This is a genomic window from Streptomyces doebereineriae (assembly GCF_031845645.1).
Lineage (GTDB): Bacteria > Actinomycetota > Actinomycetes > Streptomycetales > Streptomycetaceae > Streptomyces > Streptomyces canus.
On the sequence record NZ_JAVREZ010000002.1, the window covers coordinates 498,824 to 515,396 of the forward strand.

Genomic DNA, 16,573 nt, shown 5'->3' on the forward strand with positions numbered 1-16,573 from the left:
GAGTTGTGCGCGAGGTGCAACCGTCACGGGTGGATCGGCGGCAGTTTCCGGCGCTTCCGGCCGCCGCGACAGTTCCGGAACGTGTCCCGGCCACACGCCACCAGGACGGAGCCGGCCACGGTGATTACTGCAAAGCAGGTGGCGAGGATGATGCCGAGTGGCTGGCGGTCTCCGGTCAAAGATCCTGCGGCGCGTATCAACTGCCCTACTCCGAGGGCCAGTACACCCCAGCCCGCGAGCGTGCCGGCGTGCCTGCGGCGTTGCCGCCAGACGAACCAGTGCCAACAGCCAGGCCGATGGCGCGGTTCTCCGGGGACCGTCAGCGGGGGCCGGCGACCTCGGCCTCCCCCCTACGGGAGTTCGCCCCGCGTACCACGGCCACCGCCGTCAGGGCGACCGCCAGGCCTGTCGCGGTCTGGGTGGTGAAGGGCTCGCCGAACATCAGGGCGCCCCAGACGGCGGTGACGGGGGCCATGAGGAACATGAGGGTGTTGACCTCGGTGACTCCGGAGCGCTGGAGGACGAGCCAGTACAGGCCGTAGCCGCCGAAGGTGGACAGGGTCACGAGCCAGATCGTCGCCAGCCAGAAGGAGCCGGTGGCGGGCGGGGTCGCGGTGCCGGTCGTGAGGGCGGCGGTCGTGAAGACGAGGGCGCTGGTGGCGCAGTGGACGGTCAGTGACACGGTCGGGGTCACCGGGGTGCGGGAGCGCCGGTCGAGGAAGGTGGCCGCGACCAACGAGAGCATCCCGGCGAACGGGACGAGGTAGGTCCACCAGGCCACGCCCGTGGTCGCCGCCGCGTCGGCCGTGGTGACCAGGGCTACTCCGCCGAGGCCCAGGCACAGTCCGAGCCACTGCCGGGCCGAGACGTACTCGCGCAGCAGCGGGCCGGCGAGCGCTCCCGCGACCAGCGGCTGGGTGCCGTCGATCAGGGCCGTCGTACCGCTGGAGACGCCGAGCTGGATGGCGTAGTAGACGGTGAGCAGGTAGCCGCTCTGGGAGAGCAGTCCGATCAGGGCCTGGCGGGCGAGGTCGCGGGGCGACAGGGTGCGCCAGGAGGCCCGGCCCCGGTGGACGGCGAAGGCGGTCAGGACGGCCGCCAGCGGCAGGAAGCGCCACATCAGGAGTGTCATCGCACCGGCGTCCTGCGTGCCCAGCTTGGCGCCGACGAATCCCGAGCTCCAGCACACGACGAAGGCGGCGGAGAGCAGGACGTTCATGGGAGTCACCACCCGTGACTAGACAGATCTGTATACCTCCTTGCCCCTACCACTATACAGATCGGTATAGTCGGGAGGGTGGGAGACAACGGTGGTGCACGGCAGGTACGGCGGATCAGCATGACCCCGGGTGCGCGGCGCGCCCTCGCGGCGGCGTCCCGGCTGTTCTACGAGCGCGGCATCCACGCGGTCGGCGTGGACCTGATCGCTGCCGAGGCCGGGGTGACGAAGAAGACGCTCTACGACCGGTTCGGCTCCAAGGAGCAGATCGTCGTGGAGTACCTCGCCGATCGGGACGAACGCTGGCGGACGTATGTCATGGAGCGGCTGGAGGCGACGGGGCCGGGGGCCGTCGACCGGGTCCGCGCGGTCTTCGACGCCTCTCGGGAGTGGATGGACGACAACAGCCCCAAGGGGTGCAGCATGGTCAACGCCCACGCCGAGATCAGCGACCCCGCCCATCCGGCGTACGCGATCATCACCGGCCAGAAGCAGTGGATGCTCCGCCTCTTCACCGACCTGGCCCCGGACCACGCCCGCACACTCATGCTCCTCCACGAGGGCGCACTCGTCGCCCACGGACTGCGCGTCTTCGCCGACCCGATCGGGTTCGCCTGCGGGGAGGCGACCGCGCTTGTCGGCGGGCAGGGTGCGTAGACGCGGTTCGACGGCGGGTACTGCGTAACCCATACGGCCCGGACCACTGGTGACCTCCGCAAACCCGGTGATCACTGGAGGCATGACCCCGCCCCGCGCAGCCGCCTGCGCTCTCGCCCTCTGTGGGCTCCTCGCCGTCACCGCCTGTTCCGCTCTGTCCACCCCGCCCACCGCTCCCAGGCCGCCGATCACGCGGCCCACGAGCGCGCCCCCGCATTCCCCGAATACGTCCGCTGCCCCCTCCTCCGCCCTCACCGAGGCCATGGCGCAGGCCGCGCTCGTCACCCACGCGGACCTCGGTGAGCCCTGGACGCCGACGCAGGGGGCAGCCACCTGGCACGACGGGGTGCTGAAGGCGAAGGCCGACCGGCGGGAGTGCCAGCGGCTGCTCGACGCGCTGTACGCGGACGAGTTGTTCGGGGCCGATGCCGAGCCCCGTGCGGTCGTCGGCATGGACGACGAGTGGAACAAGGCGCAGATGCGGTATCAGGTGCTCGCGCGTCCGCCGGCGGAGATCGACAAGACGTTGGCCTGGCTGAAGGGCCTTCCGCGGACGTGCGCGCAGTTCGGGGCCACCACGACCACGGGGGCCGTCTTCGGGGTGCAGGTCACCGAGGCGCCGTTGCCGGAGGCGGGGAACGCCCGGCAGGGGCTGCGGGTGTGGCTGACCGGACAGTCCCCGGACGGTGAACCGACGACGCTCACGCTGGACGTCGCCGCCGTCCGCGTGGGGGAGGACGCGATCACTGTGACGAACGGCGGCTTCGGCTACGTACAGACGGAGGCCACGCAGACCGCCGTACAGCTGGGAGCCGAGCGGCTGACGGAGATCAGGAAGCAGGGGCGGGTGGAGATCTGAGCGCTCAGTCCGGGTCGAACCGCTTCACGTGCCAGACCACGTCGTGCGCCACCTCGAGCGCGGTGCGGCTGTCCGCGAAGGCGTCCGCGCGCAGCCGGGCCAGCGCCTCGTCCGAGTCGACGTCCAGCTGCACCATGATCATGCCGACGGCCTGGTACACCTCGTCGTGAGCCTTGGCCAGGCCGCTGAGCCAGAGGTCGTCGCCCTCGGGGCCGTTCTCCTGGCCCCGGGGCAGTGCCGTCAGGGCCACGGTCATGACGCTGGCCACGAGCTCGGCGATGCGCACCTCCCGCCGGGTGAGTTCGCCGGGGACGTCCCGGTAGAGGTCGAGGGTGCCCACGCACACGGTGTCGCTGCCGAGCGGCATCGAGTACACCGCCCGAATCCCGGCGGCGGTGGCCTGCTGGGCGAAGACCGGCCAGCGGTCGGCGTCCCGGCCGGACGTCAGATCGGCGGCGAGTACGGCGGCCCTGGTCTTCGCAGCGGCTGTGCAGGGCCCGTCCCCCAGGGTGGCCTGGAGTTCCGACAGATGCTCGGCCCGGGGGCTGCTGGCGCTGAGCTGGACGGGCATGCCGTCGCTGCGCAGCGACACGCTCGCGTCGACCACCGGCAGCAGTCTGACGGCGGCGACGCACAGCTTGCCCGGAATCTCGGCGGGGTCGGCATCCCGTACCCCCTCCGCGATCACATCGGAGATCCGCACGTGATCCGGCTCTCCCGCATGGCCGGCTTCGCGGTCGGGGTGGGTCTCGCGGGGTTGGCGGGTCTCGCGGGGGTGGCCGGCTTCACGACCGCGTCCGACTTCACGGTCCCTCTCCGTCCCGCGCTCGTGGCCGATATTCCGTTCCCGCTCGCGTCCGGCTTCGCGGTCGGGGTGGGCCTCGCGGGGTTGGCGGGTCTCGCGGGGGTGGCCGGCTTCACGGCCGCGTCCGGCCTCGCGCTCGCGCCCGACTTCCCGCTCGTAGCCGGTCTCGCGGTCCCGTTCCCGGTCCCGCCCGACCTCCCGGTCCCGCCCGACCTCCCGGTCCCGCTCGTCCCGACGTTCCCGCCCGCCCCGCCCTTCGCGTTCCGCCGCCCGTCGCGGTTGGTCCCCCGGCGTCCCGAACGAGCCGGAACCGCCGTCCTGTCCGGTGAACGCTCCAGCTTCGCCGCCCGATCCGGGGAACGGACCCGGCTCGTCGCCGTGGGCGTTGCCGCGGTCGTCCGTGGGCCGCACGACCACCGCCTCCTTCGGTCAGCGCGGGGCTTGTCCGTCATCGGCCCCCAAGCGGGCTCGCCTGGGGCGGGGGGCGCCGCTCGCGGCGTACCCACCCAGGGGCACCGCCCGGCTACCCCTCGTCCAACGGGCGAAACGCCCAGGACGGGCACGGCGGATCGGCGCTCCCCGCTGTCCCGACGGCGTACAGGACACCCCTGGACAGGCCCTGTTTCGGGCTGCGAGGTCGCAGCGAGCCGTACCCTCATGCGCTCTTCACAGACCGCGCACCCGTTCCTTACGGTTTTCGGTGACGGTCAGGGAGCGGCCGCACAGCGTCGAACTGTGCCGGAGCCGCCCATGTCCCTGTCCCGCCCTCTCGCGCCGCCCTGAGTGATGCCGTCCCCGTCCCGCGATGCCGCTCGGGGCGCCTCCCGCCGTCCCGAGCGGGCCGGGGACCTTCCCGGAGGACCGTGTGAGAGAAGCCGCGCGTCCTCACCTGGGCGGTCGCCGCCATCCGGACGGCGGCGACCGCCCCGACACGGGTTCAGCGCTTGCCATACGGCTCGGCAGGGCGCCGTCGGCACGGTCCAGCGCTCCGCGTACGGATCCGCCGGGCGCCGTCGGCACGGGAGCGCTCCGCATACGGATCCGCCGGGCGCCGTCGGCACGGGAGCGCTCCGCGTACGGATCGGCCGGGCGCCGTCGCCACCGGCCGCGCGCCTCTCATACCCGCCATGCGCCCTCACCACCGGCCCCGCGCCGCCCATACGAACAAGCCAGGCGCCGCCCCTCCCGGTTCACCGCTTCGCCTACGAACCCGCCATGCGCCCTCACCACCGGCCCAGCGCCGCCCATACGAACAAGCCAGGCGCCGCCCCTCCCCGCTCACCGCGTCTCGTACGGATCCGCCGGCTCCGTCACGCGCCGCACCGCGCTCGCGTCCACGACCGGTGGCCAGGCGCCGTCGGTGCCGAGTTCGCCCTTGGGGTGCCAGGTGCCGGTGACGGTGATCCAGGTGTCGACCGGCGGGGCCCCGTCCGCGGCGCCGCGCACCTCGCCCCCGGAATCCTCACAGAGGGGGCTGTGCGGGTGCGGGTCCGAGGGTGGTGGTGCCGGGGGCCGTACGGTGTCCGAGGCCCGTCCGGTACGCGTCCAGTGCCGCCTCGACTCTTCCCGTACGGCGCAGCAGATCGCCCAGCAGCCGGCACAGGTCGGCCAGGTCACCGGCGGCGCCGGCCCGCTCCAGGAGGCTCAGGGCGCGGACGTAGTGCTCCTCGGCGGCCTCGGTGTCCCGGGCGTCCTCGGCGATGATCCCGAGGAGGCGGTGGGCGGCGGCGGAGTGCAGGGCGCCGCGCTCGGAGCTGAGGTCGCTGAGCACGTCGTGGAGCAGGGCGGCGGCCTCGTCGGACTTGCCGCGCCGGTGCAGCACATCGGCGAGCTCGACGGCGGCCTGGCTGGAGTAGAGGGCGGCCCGCTTGGCGGAGAGCATGTCGAGAGCCTGCCTCAACTCGTCCTCGGCGCGCTCCAGTTCGCCGTTCTGGGCGTAGACGTATCCGCGCATCCAGTGGCAGTTGGCGAGCTCGGTACGGATCTGGAGCCGGCGGTAGAGCTCGGCGGCCTTGGCGAGGGAGGCGTCGGCCTCGGCGAGTCGGCCCTCGGCGAGCAGGGTGCGGGCGACGGACCGGTGCATCCGGGCGACGAGGGCGGGGTCACCGGCCTGCGGGGCCAGCGCCAGGGCGAGTTCGGCGGCCTGGGCGGCGCGGGCGTGGGCGCCCATGTCCATGTAGGGGCCGATGACGCTCGCGTAGAGGAGGAGCAGGGCGTCGGGGTCGTGGAGGCCACCGCGGTTGAGCTCGTCGATGGTGGATTCCAACAGGTAGACGGAGTAGCGGAGTTCACCGGTGAGGTAGTGGGCGACGGCGCGTCCGCGCAGGGCGGGAACGCGGGCGGGCAGGGGTACGTCGTCCCCGAGGGCCTTCTCGGCCTGCTCGAAGTACTGGCGTGCGGCGCGGAGTTCGCCCGTCTCCACGGCGCACTCCCCGAGCCCGAGCAGGGCGGCGGCCCGCACCTCGGCGAGGTCGAGCGCGTCGGCCTCGGCGAGCAGGCGGCCGTACTGCGCGGCGGACTCCTCGGCCTCGCCGGTGGCGAGGGTGCGCTGGGCCTCGGTGAGGCGCAGGCGCAGATCGGTGACGAGACGGGCCGGACGGCCGGTCGTCAGTTCCTCGAACCCGACGCCGAGGCGGTCGGCGAGATGCCGGAGCGCGTCGTCGGAGGGGCGCACCCGACCGGACTCCAGGGTGGAGATGTAGGCCGGTGTGTACGCCGGTTCGGCCAGCTGTTTCTGTGTCAGTCCGCGTTCGACCCGCAGTTGCTGCACCCGTCGCCCGATGACGCCCGGGTCGTCCCGCTCCGACATGGCCAACTCCCCAAGCACCTCTTGCCGTTCGGCTCTCGCAGCCCCTAGGTTAAACGGCGTATTAACCCTGCTTAATACGTCGTCACCGCCATGGGTACTCACCGCCACCGCTGCGAGGTCGCCGTGCTCGAACGCACCAGTACCACCGCGCGCTACGCCAGGGGTTTCGCCGCCGCGGTCGTGGCCGTGGCCACACTGGTCCTGGCTGCCAACGCGGGGCCGGCGAGGGCGGCGGGGGAGCGACCGGCCGAGCAGGCACATCAGGTCCAGCAGGTCACCCGGCCCCTGTCGGAGTGAGGCCGGCTGAGGAAGCGGTCCTCAGAGCTGGAACTCCGCGGGCTGCAGGCCCAGGGTCGCGCAGGCCTCCCTCAGGATCGACTGCTCCGCCTGGGAGAAGTGACCGTCGGCACCGGCGATGACGATGCCGGTCTGGATCACCGCGCGCGCCTCGGTGGGCTTCTTGGCGGCCTTGGCGATGTCCTGGAGCGCCTCCGCCTTGCCCTGCGGGAAGTTGCGGGTGAGCTGGTCCACATGCTTGTGGAAGCGGGTGCGCAGCTGCTCCGGCGGGAAGTTCTGCAACACCTCGTTACCGAGGATCAGCGACTCCATCTGCTGGATCTCGGCCGCGTCCACGTGGCCGTCCGCCGCCGCGACCAGGGCGCACATCGCCATGCTGGCGTCGCGGTAGGCACCGCTCTTCAGCTCGGTCTTGAGGGAGCCGAGCTGCGTCTTCAGCACACCGACGAGCTGGGCGCGCGAACCGCCGCGCGAGCCGTGCGAACCGCCGTGTCCGGCCCCACCGGTCGTCGTGCCGCGCCCGCCCTGCGCCTGCTGCTGCAGGTTCTTGGCCTGGTCCTTGAGCCGGTCGAACAGTGCCATTGACGTCACCTTCGTACTCGTCTGAGTGATCTCACCCCGGCAACGGCCGGGCCCGGGTAAAGGTTCCCCCAAGCCGACCGAACCGGACGAGCCGACCGAGCCGACCGAGTCAGCCGCACACGCGCCGGTACGGCACCTCCGGAACGCAGGTCCGCCACTGCGCCCGGCTCAGCCCTGCGCCGCCCGCCCGCCCACCTTCTCCAGCACCCACAACGGATCGACGGGGTCAGCAACGTGAACGAGGACCGCCCCTCCGCCGTCCTGGGTTTCTGAGGCACGGGCCTCCCCGACCGCCCGGCCCATGGTGAGACCTCCACGTGAGTGGCACCCTGATCGCCATGACCTCTGCCTCGGCCCGCACCGCCCTGGAGCTCACCTCGGACCTCCCCGTCCCCGGCCTCGAGGACTTCTACCGGGACCTGCACCGCCATCCCGAGCTGTCGTTCGAGGAGCACCGGACGGCGGCCCGGCTCGTCGAGCGGCTGAAGGCGGCCGGTTTCGAGACGGCCGAGGGCGTCGGCGGCACCGGCGTCGTGGGCCTGTTGCGCAACGGCGACGGGCCCACCGTCCTGCTGCGCGCCGACATGGACGCGCTGCCGGTGGAGGAGCGGACCGGGCTGCCGTACGCCTCGAAGTCGCCCGGGGTGATGCACGCCTGCGGGCACGACCTGCACGTGACCTGGCTGGCGGGGGCGGCGAAGGCACTCGCGGACGGCCGGGACGCCTGGTCCGGAACGCTGCTCTTGGTCGGCCAGCCCGCCGAGGAGGCCGGCGGCGGGGCGGCCGCGATGGTCGCCGACGGGCTCTACGACCGTGTTCCGCGCCCGGACGTCCTGCTCGGCCAGCACGCGGTACCGGGCCCGGCGGGACTGTACGCGCATGTGCCGGGCCTGATCATGTCGGCGACGACGGACGTGGAGATCGTGGTGCACGGCCGGGGCGGCCACGGCTCGCGCCCCGAGACGACGGTCGACCCGGTCGTCACGGCCGCCTACATCGTCACGCGGCTCCAGACGGTCGTCAGCCGGGAGATCAAGCCGCGCGAGTCGGCCGTGCTGACCGTCGGCCGGATCGAGGCGGGCACGGCCCCGAACATCATCCCCGCCACCGCCCGTATCTCCCTGAACCTGCGGACCCAGTCCGAGGCGGTACGGGAGCGGATGATCGCCGCGATCCGCCGGATCGCCGAGGGCGAGTGCCATGCGGCGGGCTGCCCGCGCGAACCCGAGGTGACCCTGGGCGGCTCGTTCCCGGCCACGGTCAACGACCCGGAGACCGACCACCGGATCGCCGCCGTGCACCGCGAGGTCTTCGGCACCGACACCGTCTTCGACCCCGGCCCGGCGATGGCCAGCGAGGACTTCTCGAAGCTCGCGCTCGGCGAACTCCCGTACTCCTACTGGTTCGTGACCTGCACGCCGGCCGCCACCTGGGACGAGGCGCCGGGCGCGGACCTGATGGAGAAGTTCGACGCCGTCCCCAGCAACCACAGCCCGTACTTCGCCCCGGACCTGTCGACGGTGGCGCCGGGGGTGCGGACGCTGGTGTCGGGGGCGCTCGCGTACCTCGTCTAGAACGGTGTCGCCTGCAGCTCCCGCAACTGCTTCTGTACGTTCTCCAGGGCGCCCGGGCGACGGCCGGGAACGCGGGCACGCAACTGAGCGAGCAGGGCGCCGAGTTCCTGGGCCCGGGTCTTGTCGCGGACCTGCCCCCACTGGTGGTGGGCACGGTCCACGGCCTTCTCCACGGTCGGCGCATCCGGGCTCTGCCCGGCGGTCAGCCGCGTCTCGGCCACGGTCAGCCAGATCCGGCAGCTGCGCGCCGAGTCCCGCGCGAACATCGCCAGGTCCGCCCGCACCTCCGACCAGTGCAGGGCCTGCTCGGACGCCACCCCGTGCGCACGCGCGGCGGCCTGCTCGTGCGCCAGGGCGAGCGCGTCGGCGTCCTGGTGCCGGCCGGCCTGGACGGCGGCGGTGATCTGGACGTGGGGGTCCTCTTGAGGACGGTCAGGTGCCTTCGGCCTGTCCGGCGCTTGAGGACGAGGCGGTTCGGGCCTGTACGTGGGTCTGGGCACGAAGCCCCCGGGGACGGCGACCGGAACGGGCGGCACCGTGAGCACCACGTCCCCGTACGCCTCGGGGCCCAGCCTCGTGAACGCCTGCTGATGCAACTGCTCCACCGGCGGACGCCACCCGCTGCGCAGAATCGTCGCGATCGTCTTCATGTACGCCGGCACGGCCACCGTACGCCGGGAGGGCGGCGGCGCGATCCGCCCGAACACCGCGTTGTTGCGCCCGGAGTCGAGTGCGTGCGTCCGCAGCCAGCCCCACGCCTCCGCGTCGGCGTGCAGGTCGACGAGGAGCGTCGTCGACCCAGGGGAACGCAGCCGGAACTCCTCACGGATCCACTGCCAGGGCAGCGCGGTGTAGCGCACGGTGGCCGGGGTGGTGCGGGCCAGCGCGAGGTGGGGGAGGTGCTGGCGGCGGTCCAGGGCGAGCTGGCCCGCGATGAAGACGGTGAGCGGGCCCGGCGTGGCCGCGACGGCGCGCAGCCGGGTCAGGACGGCCTGCGGTTCCAGAGGGTCGGCGAGCTCCACGACATTCGCCGTGTCGGTGCCGGAGAGCACGGCGGGCGGCACGGCCGCGAGGACGGGAAGCACGGACGCCGCGTCCACCAGACGGCTCTTGCCCACCGGTGAGGCGGCGAGCAGCAGCACGGTTCCGGGCATCGGTCCCTCCCCATCCCCCGTCGATCACTTACGGCAGCACGGTAACCGCTGCGGCTGCGAAGGGGAGTTCCCAGGACGGCAAACGTCCCTTTCCTGCCCGCTCGTCGGCCCTGCGCACCGCGAAGACGGCGGGGTTCGACAGCACGTAGGGCCATTCGACTTGCCAGGGCCCCTTCCCAGGTGTGCTCTGGAAGGCGGGGGTGTATCGGGGGGTGGAGAGAGAGGAGTGCTCTCATGGCTCACGCGGCACCCGCGGGCGGATTCGCCCGAACACCCGATGTCTTCGGCGCCAAGGTGCACACGGCCGCCAGGTACGGCATCCCGGTCGTGCTCGGGCTGGTCTACGGCTACTGGGCCGCTGCGAACCGCCGTGACGGCGGGCCGATCACCGGCTGGAACGTGCTGTTCGGCTTTGTCACGGCCATCGCGTTCATCGTGCTGTGCATCGCCGTGGCGACGTTCGCCCCCCTGCTGAAGCGGGAGCTCCACTCGGCCGTGAAGTCCGGCTTCGCCGGGGCGGCCGTCGGGTTCCTGTACAGCCAGACGGGAGAGAGCGTGCTGCGCTCGACGGCGCTGGGGCTGGCGGTCGCGGCGGGGATCTTCGTCGTGTTCTTCTACCGCTACTACACGCACGAGGACGGCGAGGGGAACCGGATCCGTTAGCGGACGCACGTGGACCCCGGCCAGGAAAGGGTGAGACACCCGTTCGGGTGAACCCTCCACCGGAGGGCGGAATCTCCAGCTCCACGGCTCGCGCGGCGGCCCGCGGTCGTTTTGGCTTGAAGGGTGACCTCTCGTGTCCGGGGCGCCCTGTCGGCCGCCCTGATCGCCCTGGCGTGCCTGCTCGTGCCCTTCGGCGCGGTGGCGGCCTGGGCGGCGTACGGCCTCGCCGACACGGGCCGGTACGTCACGACGATGGCACCGCTCGCCGCCGACCCCGCCGTGCGGGACAGCGTCGCGGACGCGGTGGAGGGCGAAGTCGGCGAAACGGTACGGCCCTTGGTGCGCTCCTTCACCCGGACCCCGGCCTTCGGTACCGCCTGGGACGAGGGCAACAGAGCCGTCCACCAGGCCGTGTTGAAGGCCGTCCGGGACGGCGGCCACCACGAGGTGACCGTCGACATCGCCCCGATCGCCGCCCGGGTGGAGCACCGGGTCGCCCTGCCCCGCACCGAGATCGCCGTGCTCCCGGCGTCCCAACTCGACCGTCTTCGGAAGGGCTACGACGTGCTCGAAGTCGCCGGTTTCTGGCTGCCCCTCTCGGCCGCCGTCCTCGCCGCCGCCGGGATCGCGGTCGCCGCCTGCCGCCGCCGCGCCCTCACCGCGACCGCCCTCGGCACCGCACTCGGCGGCGCGCTGCTGGGCTTCGCCGTCGCCGTAGGCCGCCGGCTCACCCTCACCGATCTGCCCGACCCGGTGCACCGCCCGGCCGTGGGCGCCGTCTACGACGCCCTGACCGCCACCTTGCGCACGGTCTCCTGGCTGCTCGTGGCCGTCGGTCTGGCGGTGGCTCTGGCCTGCTGGCTCACCGGTCGGTACGGCTGGCCGCGAGCCCGGCGAGGGCCCGCAGGGCCCGTTCCAGATCCGGCACAGCAGCCGACGCGAGCCCAAGCCTGACCGCGTCCGGGGTGCGGTTCGGGCCGACGGCGAAGGAGGGCCCGGGCGTGACGGCGATGCCGAGCGCCGCGGCGGCGGCCGTGAAGGTGTCCGCCCGCCAGGGGGCCGGGAGGTGCCACCAGGCGTAGTACGCGCGCGGATCGGACCGTACGGCGAACCCGGCCAGGCACTCGGCCAGCACCCGCTGCCTGCGCGCCGCATCGGCCCGCTTCGCCTCGACCAGCCGCGCCACGGTCCCGTCCACCGTCCACCGCACCCCCGCCTCCAGCGCGAACCGCCCCGCACTCCACCCACCGGACCGGACGGCGTCCGCCACCGCGTCCACCCGCTGTTCCGGTACGACGAGAAAGCCGACGGTGAGCCCGGGCGCGACCCGCTTGGAGAGACCGTCGACGACGTGGGTGAGGGCGGGGGCGAGGGCGGCGAGGGGGTCGTCGTTCTCCGCGAGGAACGACCAGATGCGGTCCTCCACGACGGGAAGTTCCAAGTCGCTCACGGTTAGGGCGAGTTGACGCCTGCGCTCGTCACTGGTCGTCACGGACGTCGGATTGTGCAGGGTCGGCTGCACATAGAGGGCCGACAGGGGCGCCGTGCGATGGGCGGCGGCCACCGACTCGGGGCGCAGGCCCTCCTCGTCCGTGGCCAGCGGAACCAGCGTGATGCCGAGCCGGCCCGCGATCTCCTTGACCACGGGATACGTCAGCTCCTCGACCCCGACCCGGCCGCCCGGCCGCACCAGGGAGGCGAGGGCGGCGGCGACGGACTGGCGGGCGTTGCCGGTGAAGAGGATCCGGGACGGGTCGGGGCGCCAGCCCGGGGTGGTGAGGAGAGCGGCCACGGCCTCGCGGGCGGCCGGTGTGCCGGTGGCGGCGGCCGGGCGGAGGGCCTCGGTCAGGACGTCGGGGCGCAGCAGGGGCGCGAGAGCGTCGGCGAGGAGCTCGGACTGGCCTTCGGCGGACGGGTAGTTGAGTTCCAGGTTGACGGGGGTGCCCGCATCCTCGATCAGTCCCCGGCCGGGCCGCACCGGCGCGGTGGCCTTCACGAAGGTGCCACGGCCCACCTCGCCGACGACCAGGCCCCGCCGTACGAGTTCGCCGTACGCCCGCTCGGCCGTCGACGCGGCGATCCCGTGCCGGCGCGCGAACTTCCGCTGCGGGGGCAGGCGTTCGCCCGGCCGGAGCCGTCCGGTGGCGATGTCGGCGGCTATGCGGTCGGCGATACGGCGGTAGTCGTGCACCAAGGCCCCCTGTGATTGCACTGAGGGCAAAGATTTTATTGCACCGAGAAGTCGGGCCGACCTAGGGTCGGCGTCATGACGGCGATCCCCCTGGTCCTGGTCCACGGCCACCCCTTCGACCACACGATGTGGCGCCCGCAGATCGAGGCGTTCTCCGCCTCCCGCCGCGTGGTCGCCCCGGACCTGCGCGGCTACGGCGCCGCGGTGCCGCCCGCGCCGGTCGAGCGCTTCGAGCGGTTCGCCGAGGACATCGAGGCGCTGCTGGACGAACTGGACGTGACGGCGTGCGTGCTGGCGGGCCTGTCCATGGGCGGCCAGATCGTCATGGACTCCTACCGGCACTTCCCCGAGCGGATCCGGGGTCTGGTCCTCGCCGACACCTTCCCGGCGGCGGACACCCCCGAGGGTGTGCGGGTCCGGCACGCGACGGCGGACCGGCTGCTGCGCGAGGGCATGCGCGGGTACGCCGACGAGGTGCTGGAGAAGATGGTCGCGCCGTATGCCTCCCCCGAGGTCAAGGCGCATGTCCACGGCATGATGACGGCCACCCGGCCGGAGTCCGCCGCGGCGGCCCTGCGCGCCCGCGCCGCCCGCCCCGACTACCGCGAGCTGCTGACCCGCGTCAGCGTCCCGGCGCTGGTGGCCGTGGGCGCCGACGACACCTATACGCCGGTCGCCGACGCGCAGGCCATGCACGCGGCGCTCCCGGAGTCGGAGCTGCACGTCTTCGAGGGGGCGGCGCACCTGCCCAACCTGGAACGGGCGGGGGAGTTCAACGCCGTGCTCGGGGAGTTCCTGGCGAAGGTCGACGCCCGCTCGTAGGCTCGGGACGGTGACCCGCCGAAGGCTCGGTATCTGGAGCGCCGCCCTGCTCTTCGCCGCCGTGAGCGTGATCCTGGGATGCCGGCTCGCCGACACGGACGGCATCACCCCCGTCCCCCAGCTCCTCGCCTTCCTCCCCTGGCTGCTCGCGCCCGCCGGAGCGGGCCTGGCCCTCACCCTGCTCACCCGGTGGTGGCCCGGGACGATCTGGGCGGGCGTGCTCCTCGGGCTGCTGGCGTGGTTCATCGCCCCGTACGGGCAGGGCGGTGAGCCGGACGGCCGGGTGCTCGCCTCCTTCCGCGTCCTGACCTCGAACGTCGAGTTCGGACGGGCCACCGACGCCCTCGTCGCCGCCGTCCGCGAGGAGAGGCCGGACGTCGTGTTCGTGGAGGAGTGCGACCACGGCTGCTCGGCGGCACTGCGGCGGTCCCTGTCCGAGGGCTATCCGTACCGGCAGTCCGTGGAGGGCGCCGGCTCGGCGGGGTCCGTCGTCCTCAGCCGCTTCCCTCTGAAGCCCGCCGCCGGGATCCCGGGGAGCATCATGGGCATGCCCGGGGCCGTCGCCGACGTGCGCGGTCACGCCGTACGGCTGCAACTCGCGCACCCGATGCCCCCGCTGCCGGGCCAACTGGACGTGTGGCGGCGGGAGTTGGGCAAGCTGCGCGACTTCGCCGCCGCCCTGGGCCGCACCCCGACCGTCCTGGCCGGCGATTTCAACGCCTCCCAGGACCATGCGGCCTTCCGCGCGATCCTCGACACCGGACTGCGCGACGCGGCCCGCCTCGCCGGCTCCGATCGCACGCCCACCTGGCCGGCCCGCACCGCCCCGGCGATCGGCGCGCAGATCGACCACGTGCTGGTGTCGGAGGACTTCTCGGCGAGCGACGCCCGCTTCCTGGACCTGGCGGACACCGACCACCGTGCCCTGCTGGTGGACATCGCCCTGCACGGGCCCGGTTGACCTGGGTGTTCATAATGGCCGCATGTCCCGCATCGGCCTCACCCCGCCCGACTGGCTGATCCGGAACCTCCAACCGCAGCAGTCACCCGTCAACTGGGCCGCCGTGGCCCGCGCGTCGACAGCGATGACCCTCCCCCTGGCGATCGGCCTCTCGGTCGATCAGCCGGAGTACGGCGCCCTCGCCTCCATGGGCGCCCTGTCCGGGGTCATCGGCGACACCGCCGACGCGTACCGCATGCGGATCCTCAACATCGCGGTCCCCCAGCTGTTCGGCGCGGTCGGCATCACGCTCGGTTCGCTGGTGTACGGCCACGGGTGGACCGCGGTCGTCGCGGTCACCTGCGTCGCCCTCGTCTCCGGGATGATCTCGACGATCGGCGCGGTGGCCTCGGTCTCGGGACTGCTGCTCCTGCTGAACTCCGTGGTGGGGGCGGGTCTGCCGATGCCGGGCGACTGGTGGCTCGCCCCGCTGCTGATGACCGGCGGCGGTCTCCTCGTCCTGCTGCTGGCCCTGCTCGCCTGGCCGCTCAGGTCCGGGGTCCCGGAACGGACGGCGGTCGCGGCCACGTACCGGACGGTGGCCGACCTGATGGCCGCCTGCGGTCGCGCGGAGTACGACGAGGCACGCCGCGCCGTCACCCAGTCCCTGAACCAGTCGTACGACCTCGTCCTGGCCCGGCGCGCTCGCCACCACGGCCGCAGCCCGGAACTGACCCGCCTGCTGGCCCAGTTGAACGCGATCACCCCGGTGGTGGAGGCGGCCCCCGCCGCCCACCTGTCCGGTGAGCCGCTGGCACCGGAGATCCCGGAGACGGTCCGCCATCTCGCCCGGGCGGTGGAGACCGGCTACACGGGCCCGATAGGCCTCAGTCTTCCCGTGCCGCTGTCGGAGACCGCCCGGGCCGTCGACCACGCCCTGCGCCACGCGGCCGAGGTCGTCGCCGTACCGGATGTGGACCCGCGCGGCATCGACGACCGCCTGGGCCGCCCGGCCGCACTCGGCGTCCGGGCGGCCCGCGCCGCGCGGAACGTCGCCCTGTCGGCGGCGTCATGGCGTTACGGGCTGAGGCTGGCGTTGTGCATCGGCTTGGCCCAGGCGCTGGTCTCGCTCGTCCCCGTCCCCCGCTCCTACTGGGTGGCCCTGACGATCACCTTCGTGCTGAAGCCGGACTTCGGCTCGGTGTTCTCGCGGGCACTGCTGCGGGCGCTGGGCACGGTGGCGGGGCTGGTGGTCGCGGCGGCGGTGCTCTCGCAGGTGCCGCGCGGCGGGTGGGACGTCCTGGTGATGCTCCTGCTGGCCCCGCTGATCCCGGCGCTCACCCCTCGCGGCTACGGCTACCAGACGGCGGCGATCACCCCCGTGATCCTCCTGCTGTCGGACGTCCTCAACCACCAGGGCACGGCCCTGCTGATGCCCCGCCTGCTGGACTCCCTGATGGGCTGCGGAATCGCCCTGGTCGCGGGTTACCTGCTGTGGCCGGAGAGCTGGCACACGCGGGTCGGCGACCGGCTCGCCGACGCGGTCGCCGACACGGCCCGCTATGTGGAGTCGGCGTTCGGGACCGCCCCCGACCCCGCCGCCCGCGCCCGCATGCGCCGCCGCCTCTACCGCGACCTCTCGGTGATCCGCACGGAGTTCCAGCGCGCCCTGACCGAGCCGCCGCCCACCGGACGCCGGGCGGCGGCCTGGTGGCCGCTGGTCGTCGCCGTCGAGCGGATCGTGGACGCGACTACGGCGGCGAGGGTGCGGGTACGGCATGGGGCGCCGGCCCCGTCCACAGCCGAGGTGCAGCAAGTTGCCCTGCAACTGCGTGAGCTGGCGGAAGGCTTGCGGGAGGCGGAGGTCCTGTACGCGGTCAGGACCGACCTGACCGGCCCGGCAGGCAGCGTATTGGAGCCACTACGGCAGGAGGTCGCAGCCGCAAGGGCGGTCGCGCAACCCGTCTAGGTGCGCGACCAGCCACAACGGACCCGCAGCCG

General features: G+C 73.1%; 16 protein-coding genes. 9 read left to right on the top strand and 7 right to left on the bottom strand.

The genetic code is table 11. The features are described 5' to 3' along the window. Nucleotides 1-319: 319 nt before the first annotated feature. The gene (locus RNB18_RS07880; RefSeq protein WP_311713405.1) at nucleotides 320-1,219 is read right to left on the bottom strand and encodes a DMT family transporter; all 900 of its coding nucleotides are present in this window, start codon (nucleotides 1,217-1,219) and stop codon (nucleotides 320-322) included. Between the two features lie 120 nt (nucleotides 1,220-1,339). Here RNB18_RS07880 and RNB18_RS07885 point away from each other — a divergent pair, with 120 nt between their 5' ends. Together RNB18_RS07885 and RNB18_RS07890 are read left to right on the top strand one after the other, a co-directional pair. Beyond that, complete coding sequence (locus RNB18_RS07885; RefSeq protein ID WP_311713682.1) at nucleotides 1,340-1,876, top strand: TetR/AcrR family transcriptional regulator; 537 nt, start codon at nucleotides 1,340-1,342, stop codon at nucleotides 1,874-1,876. Nucleotides 1,877-1,958: 82 nt separating this feature from the next. After that, on the top strand, nucleotides 1,959-2,735 hold the full coding sequence (locus RNB18_RS07890; protein WP_311713406.1) for a hypothetical protein: 777 nt from the start codon (nucleotides 1,959-1,961) through the stop codon (nucleotides 2,733-2,735). Between the two features lie 4 nt (nucleotides 2,736-2,739). Here RNB18_RS07890 and RNB18_RS07895 read toward each other — a convergent pair whose 3' ends face one another. The 3 genes from RNB18_RS07895 to RNB18_RS07905 form a co-directional block, all read right to left on the bottom strand. After that, on the bottom strand, nucleotides 2,740-3,951 hold the full coding sequence (locus RNB18_RS07895; RefSeq protein ID WP_311713408.1) for a GAF and ANTAR domain-containing protein: 1,212 nt from the start codon (nucleotides 3,949-3,951) through the stop codon (nucleotides 2,740-2,742). An 867-nt stretch (nucleotides 3,952-4,818) separates the two neighbouring features. Next, nucleotides 4,819-4,986 (bottom strand): hypothetical protein, encoded by a 168-nt coding sequence (locus tag RNB18_RS07900; RefSeq protein ID WP_311713409.1) that lies wholly within the window; start codon nucleotides 4,984-4,986, stop codon nucleotides 4,819-4,821. A 16-nt stretch (nucleotides 4,987-5,002) separates the two neighbouring features. Then, nucleotides 5,003-6,349, bottom strand: coding sequence for a helix-turn-helix domain-containing protein (locus RNB18_RS07905; RefSeq protein ID WP_311713410.1), 1,347 nt, complete (start codon nucleotides 6,347-6,349; stop codon nucleotides 5,003-5,005). A 90-nt stretch (nucleotides 6,350-6,439) separates the two neighbouring features. Here RNB18_RS07905 and RNB18_RS07910 point away from each other — a divergent pair, with 90 nt between their 5' ends. Continuing rightward, complete coding sequence (locus RNB18_RS07910; protein ID WP_311713694.1) at nucleotides 6,440-6,646, top strand: hypothetical protein; 207 nt, start codon at nucleotides 6,440-6,442, stop codon at nucleotides 6,644-6,646. A 21-nt stretch (nucleotides 6,647-6,667) separates the two neighbouring features. Here RNB18_RS07910 and RNB18_RS07915 read toward each other — a convergent pair whose 3' ends face one another. Then, nucleotides 6,668-7,228, bottom strand: a complete 561-nt coding sequence (locus RNB18_RS07915) for a tellurite resistance TerB family protein (protein ID WP_311713411.1) — start codon at nucleotides 7,226-7,228, stop codon at nucleotides 6,668-6,670. A 338-nt stretch (nucleotides 7,229-7,566) separates the two neighbouring features. Between RNB18_RS07915 and RNB18_RS07920 the strand changes: the two genes are divergently transcribed. Beyond that, nucleotides 7,567-8,802, top strand: a complete 1,236-nt coding sequence (locus RNB18_RS07920) for an amidohydrolase (protein ID WP_311713412.1) — start codon at nucleotides 7,567-7,569, stop codon at nucleotides 8,800-8,802. Here the strand turns inward: RNB18_RS07920 and RNB18_RS07925 are convergent. After that, a complete protein-coding gene (locus tag RNB18_RS07925) occupies nucleotides 8,799-9,956 on the bottom strand; it encodes a hypothetical protein (RefSeq protein ID WP_311713413.1) in 1,158 nt (385 codons plus the stop codon). The genes RNB18_RS07920 and RNB18_RS07925 overlap by 4 nt on opposite strands. A gap of 234 nt (nucleotides 9,957-10,190) precedes the next feature. Between RNB18_RS07925 and RNB18_RS07930 the strand changes: the two genes are divergently transcribed. Together RNB18_RS07930 and RNB18_RS07935 are read left to right on the top strand one after the other, a co-directional pair. After that, nucleotides 10,191-10,619, top strand: coding sequence for a hypothetical protein (locus RNB18_RS07930; protein WP_311713414.1), 429 nt, complete (start codon nucleotides 10,191-10,193; stop codon nucleotides 10,617-10,619). 123 nt (nucleotides 10,620-10,742) lie between these two features. After that, nucleotides 10,743-11,573 (top strand): hypothetical protein, encoded by an 831-nt coding sequence (locus tag RNB18_RS07935; RefSeq protein WP_311713415.1) that lies wholly within the window; start codon nucleotides 10,743-10,745, stop codon nucleotides 11,571-11,573. Here the strand turns inward: RNB18_RS07935 and RNB18_RS07940 are convergent. Next, nucleotides 11,482-12,810: an aminotransferase-like domain-containing protein gene (locus RNB18_RS07940; RefSeq protein WP_311713416.1), complete on the bottom strand. Its 1,329-nt coding sequence runs from the start codon at nucleotides 12,808-12,810 to the stop codon at nucleotides 11,482-11,484. The genes RNB18_RS07935 and RNB18_RS07940 overlap by 92 nt on opposite strands. A gap of 75 nt (nucleotides 12,811-12,885) precedes the next feature. Here RNB18_RS07940 and RNB18_RS07945 point away from each other — a divergent pair, with 75 nt between their 5' ends. Genes RNB18_RS07945 through RNB18_RS07955 form a run of 3 tightly spaced genes read left to right on the top strand, consistent with a single transcriptional unit; the run spans nucleotide 12,886 to nucleotide 16,541 of the window. Then, nucleotides 12,886-13,632 carry an alpha/beta fold hydrolase gene (locus tag RNB18_RS07945; RefSeq protein WP_311713417.1) on the top strand — a complete coding sequence of 249 codons (747 nt, stop codon included), beginning with the start codon at nucleotides 12,886-12,888 and terminating at the stop codon, nucleotides 13,630-13,632. A gap of 10 nt (nucleotides 13,633-13,642) precedes the next feature. Further along, nucleotides 13,643-14,593, top strand: coding sequence for an endonuclease/exonuclease/phosphatase family protein (locus RNB18_RS07950; protein WP_311713418.1), 951 nt, complete (start codon nucleotides 13,643-13,645; stop codon nucleotides 14,591-14,593). A gap of 22 nt (nucleotides 14,594-14,615) precedes the next feature. Next, nucleotides 14,616-16,541 carry an FUSC family protein gene (locus RNB18_RS07955; protein WP_311713419.1) on the top strand — a complete coding sequence of 642 codons (1,926 nt, stop codon included), beginning with the start codon at nucleotides 14,616-14,618 and terminating at the stop codon, nucleotides 16,539-16,541. Nucleotides 16,542-16,573 lie beyond the last annotated feature (32 nt).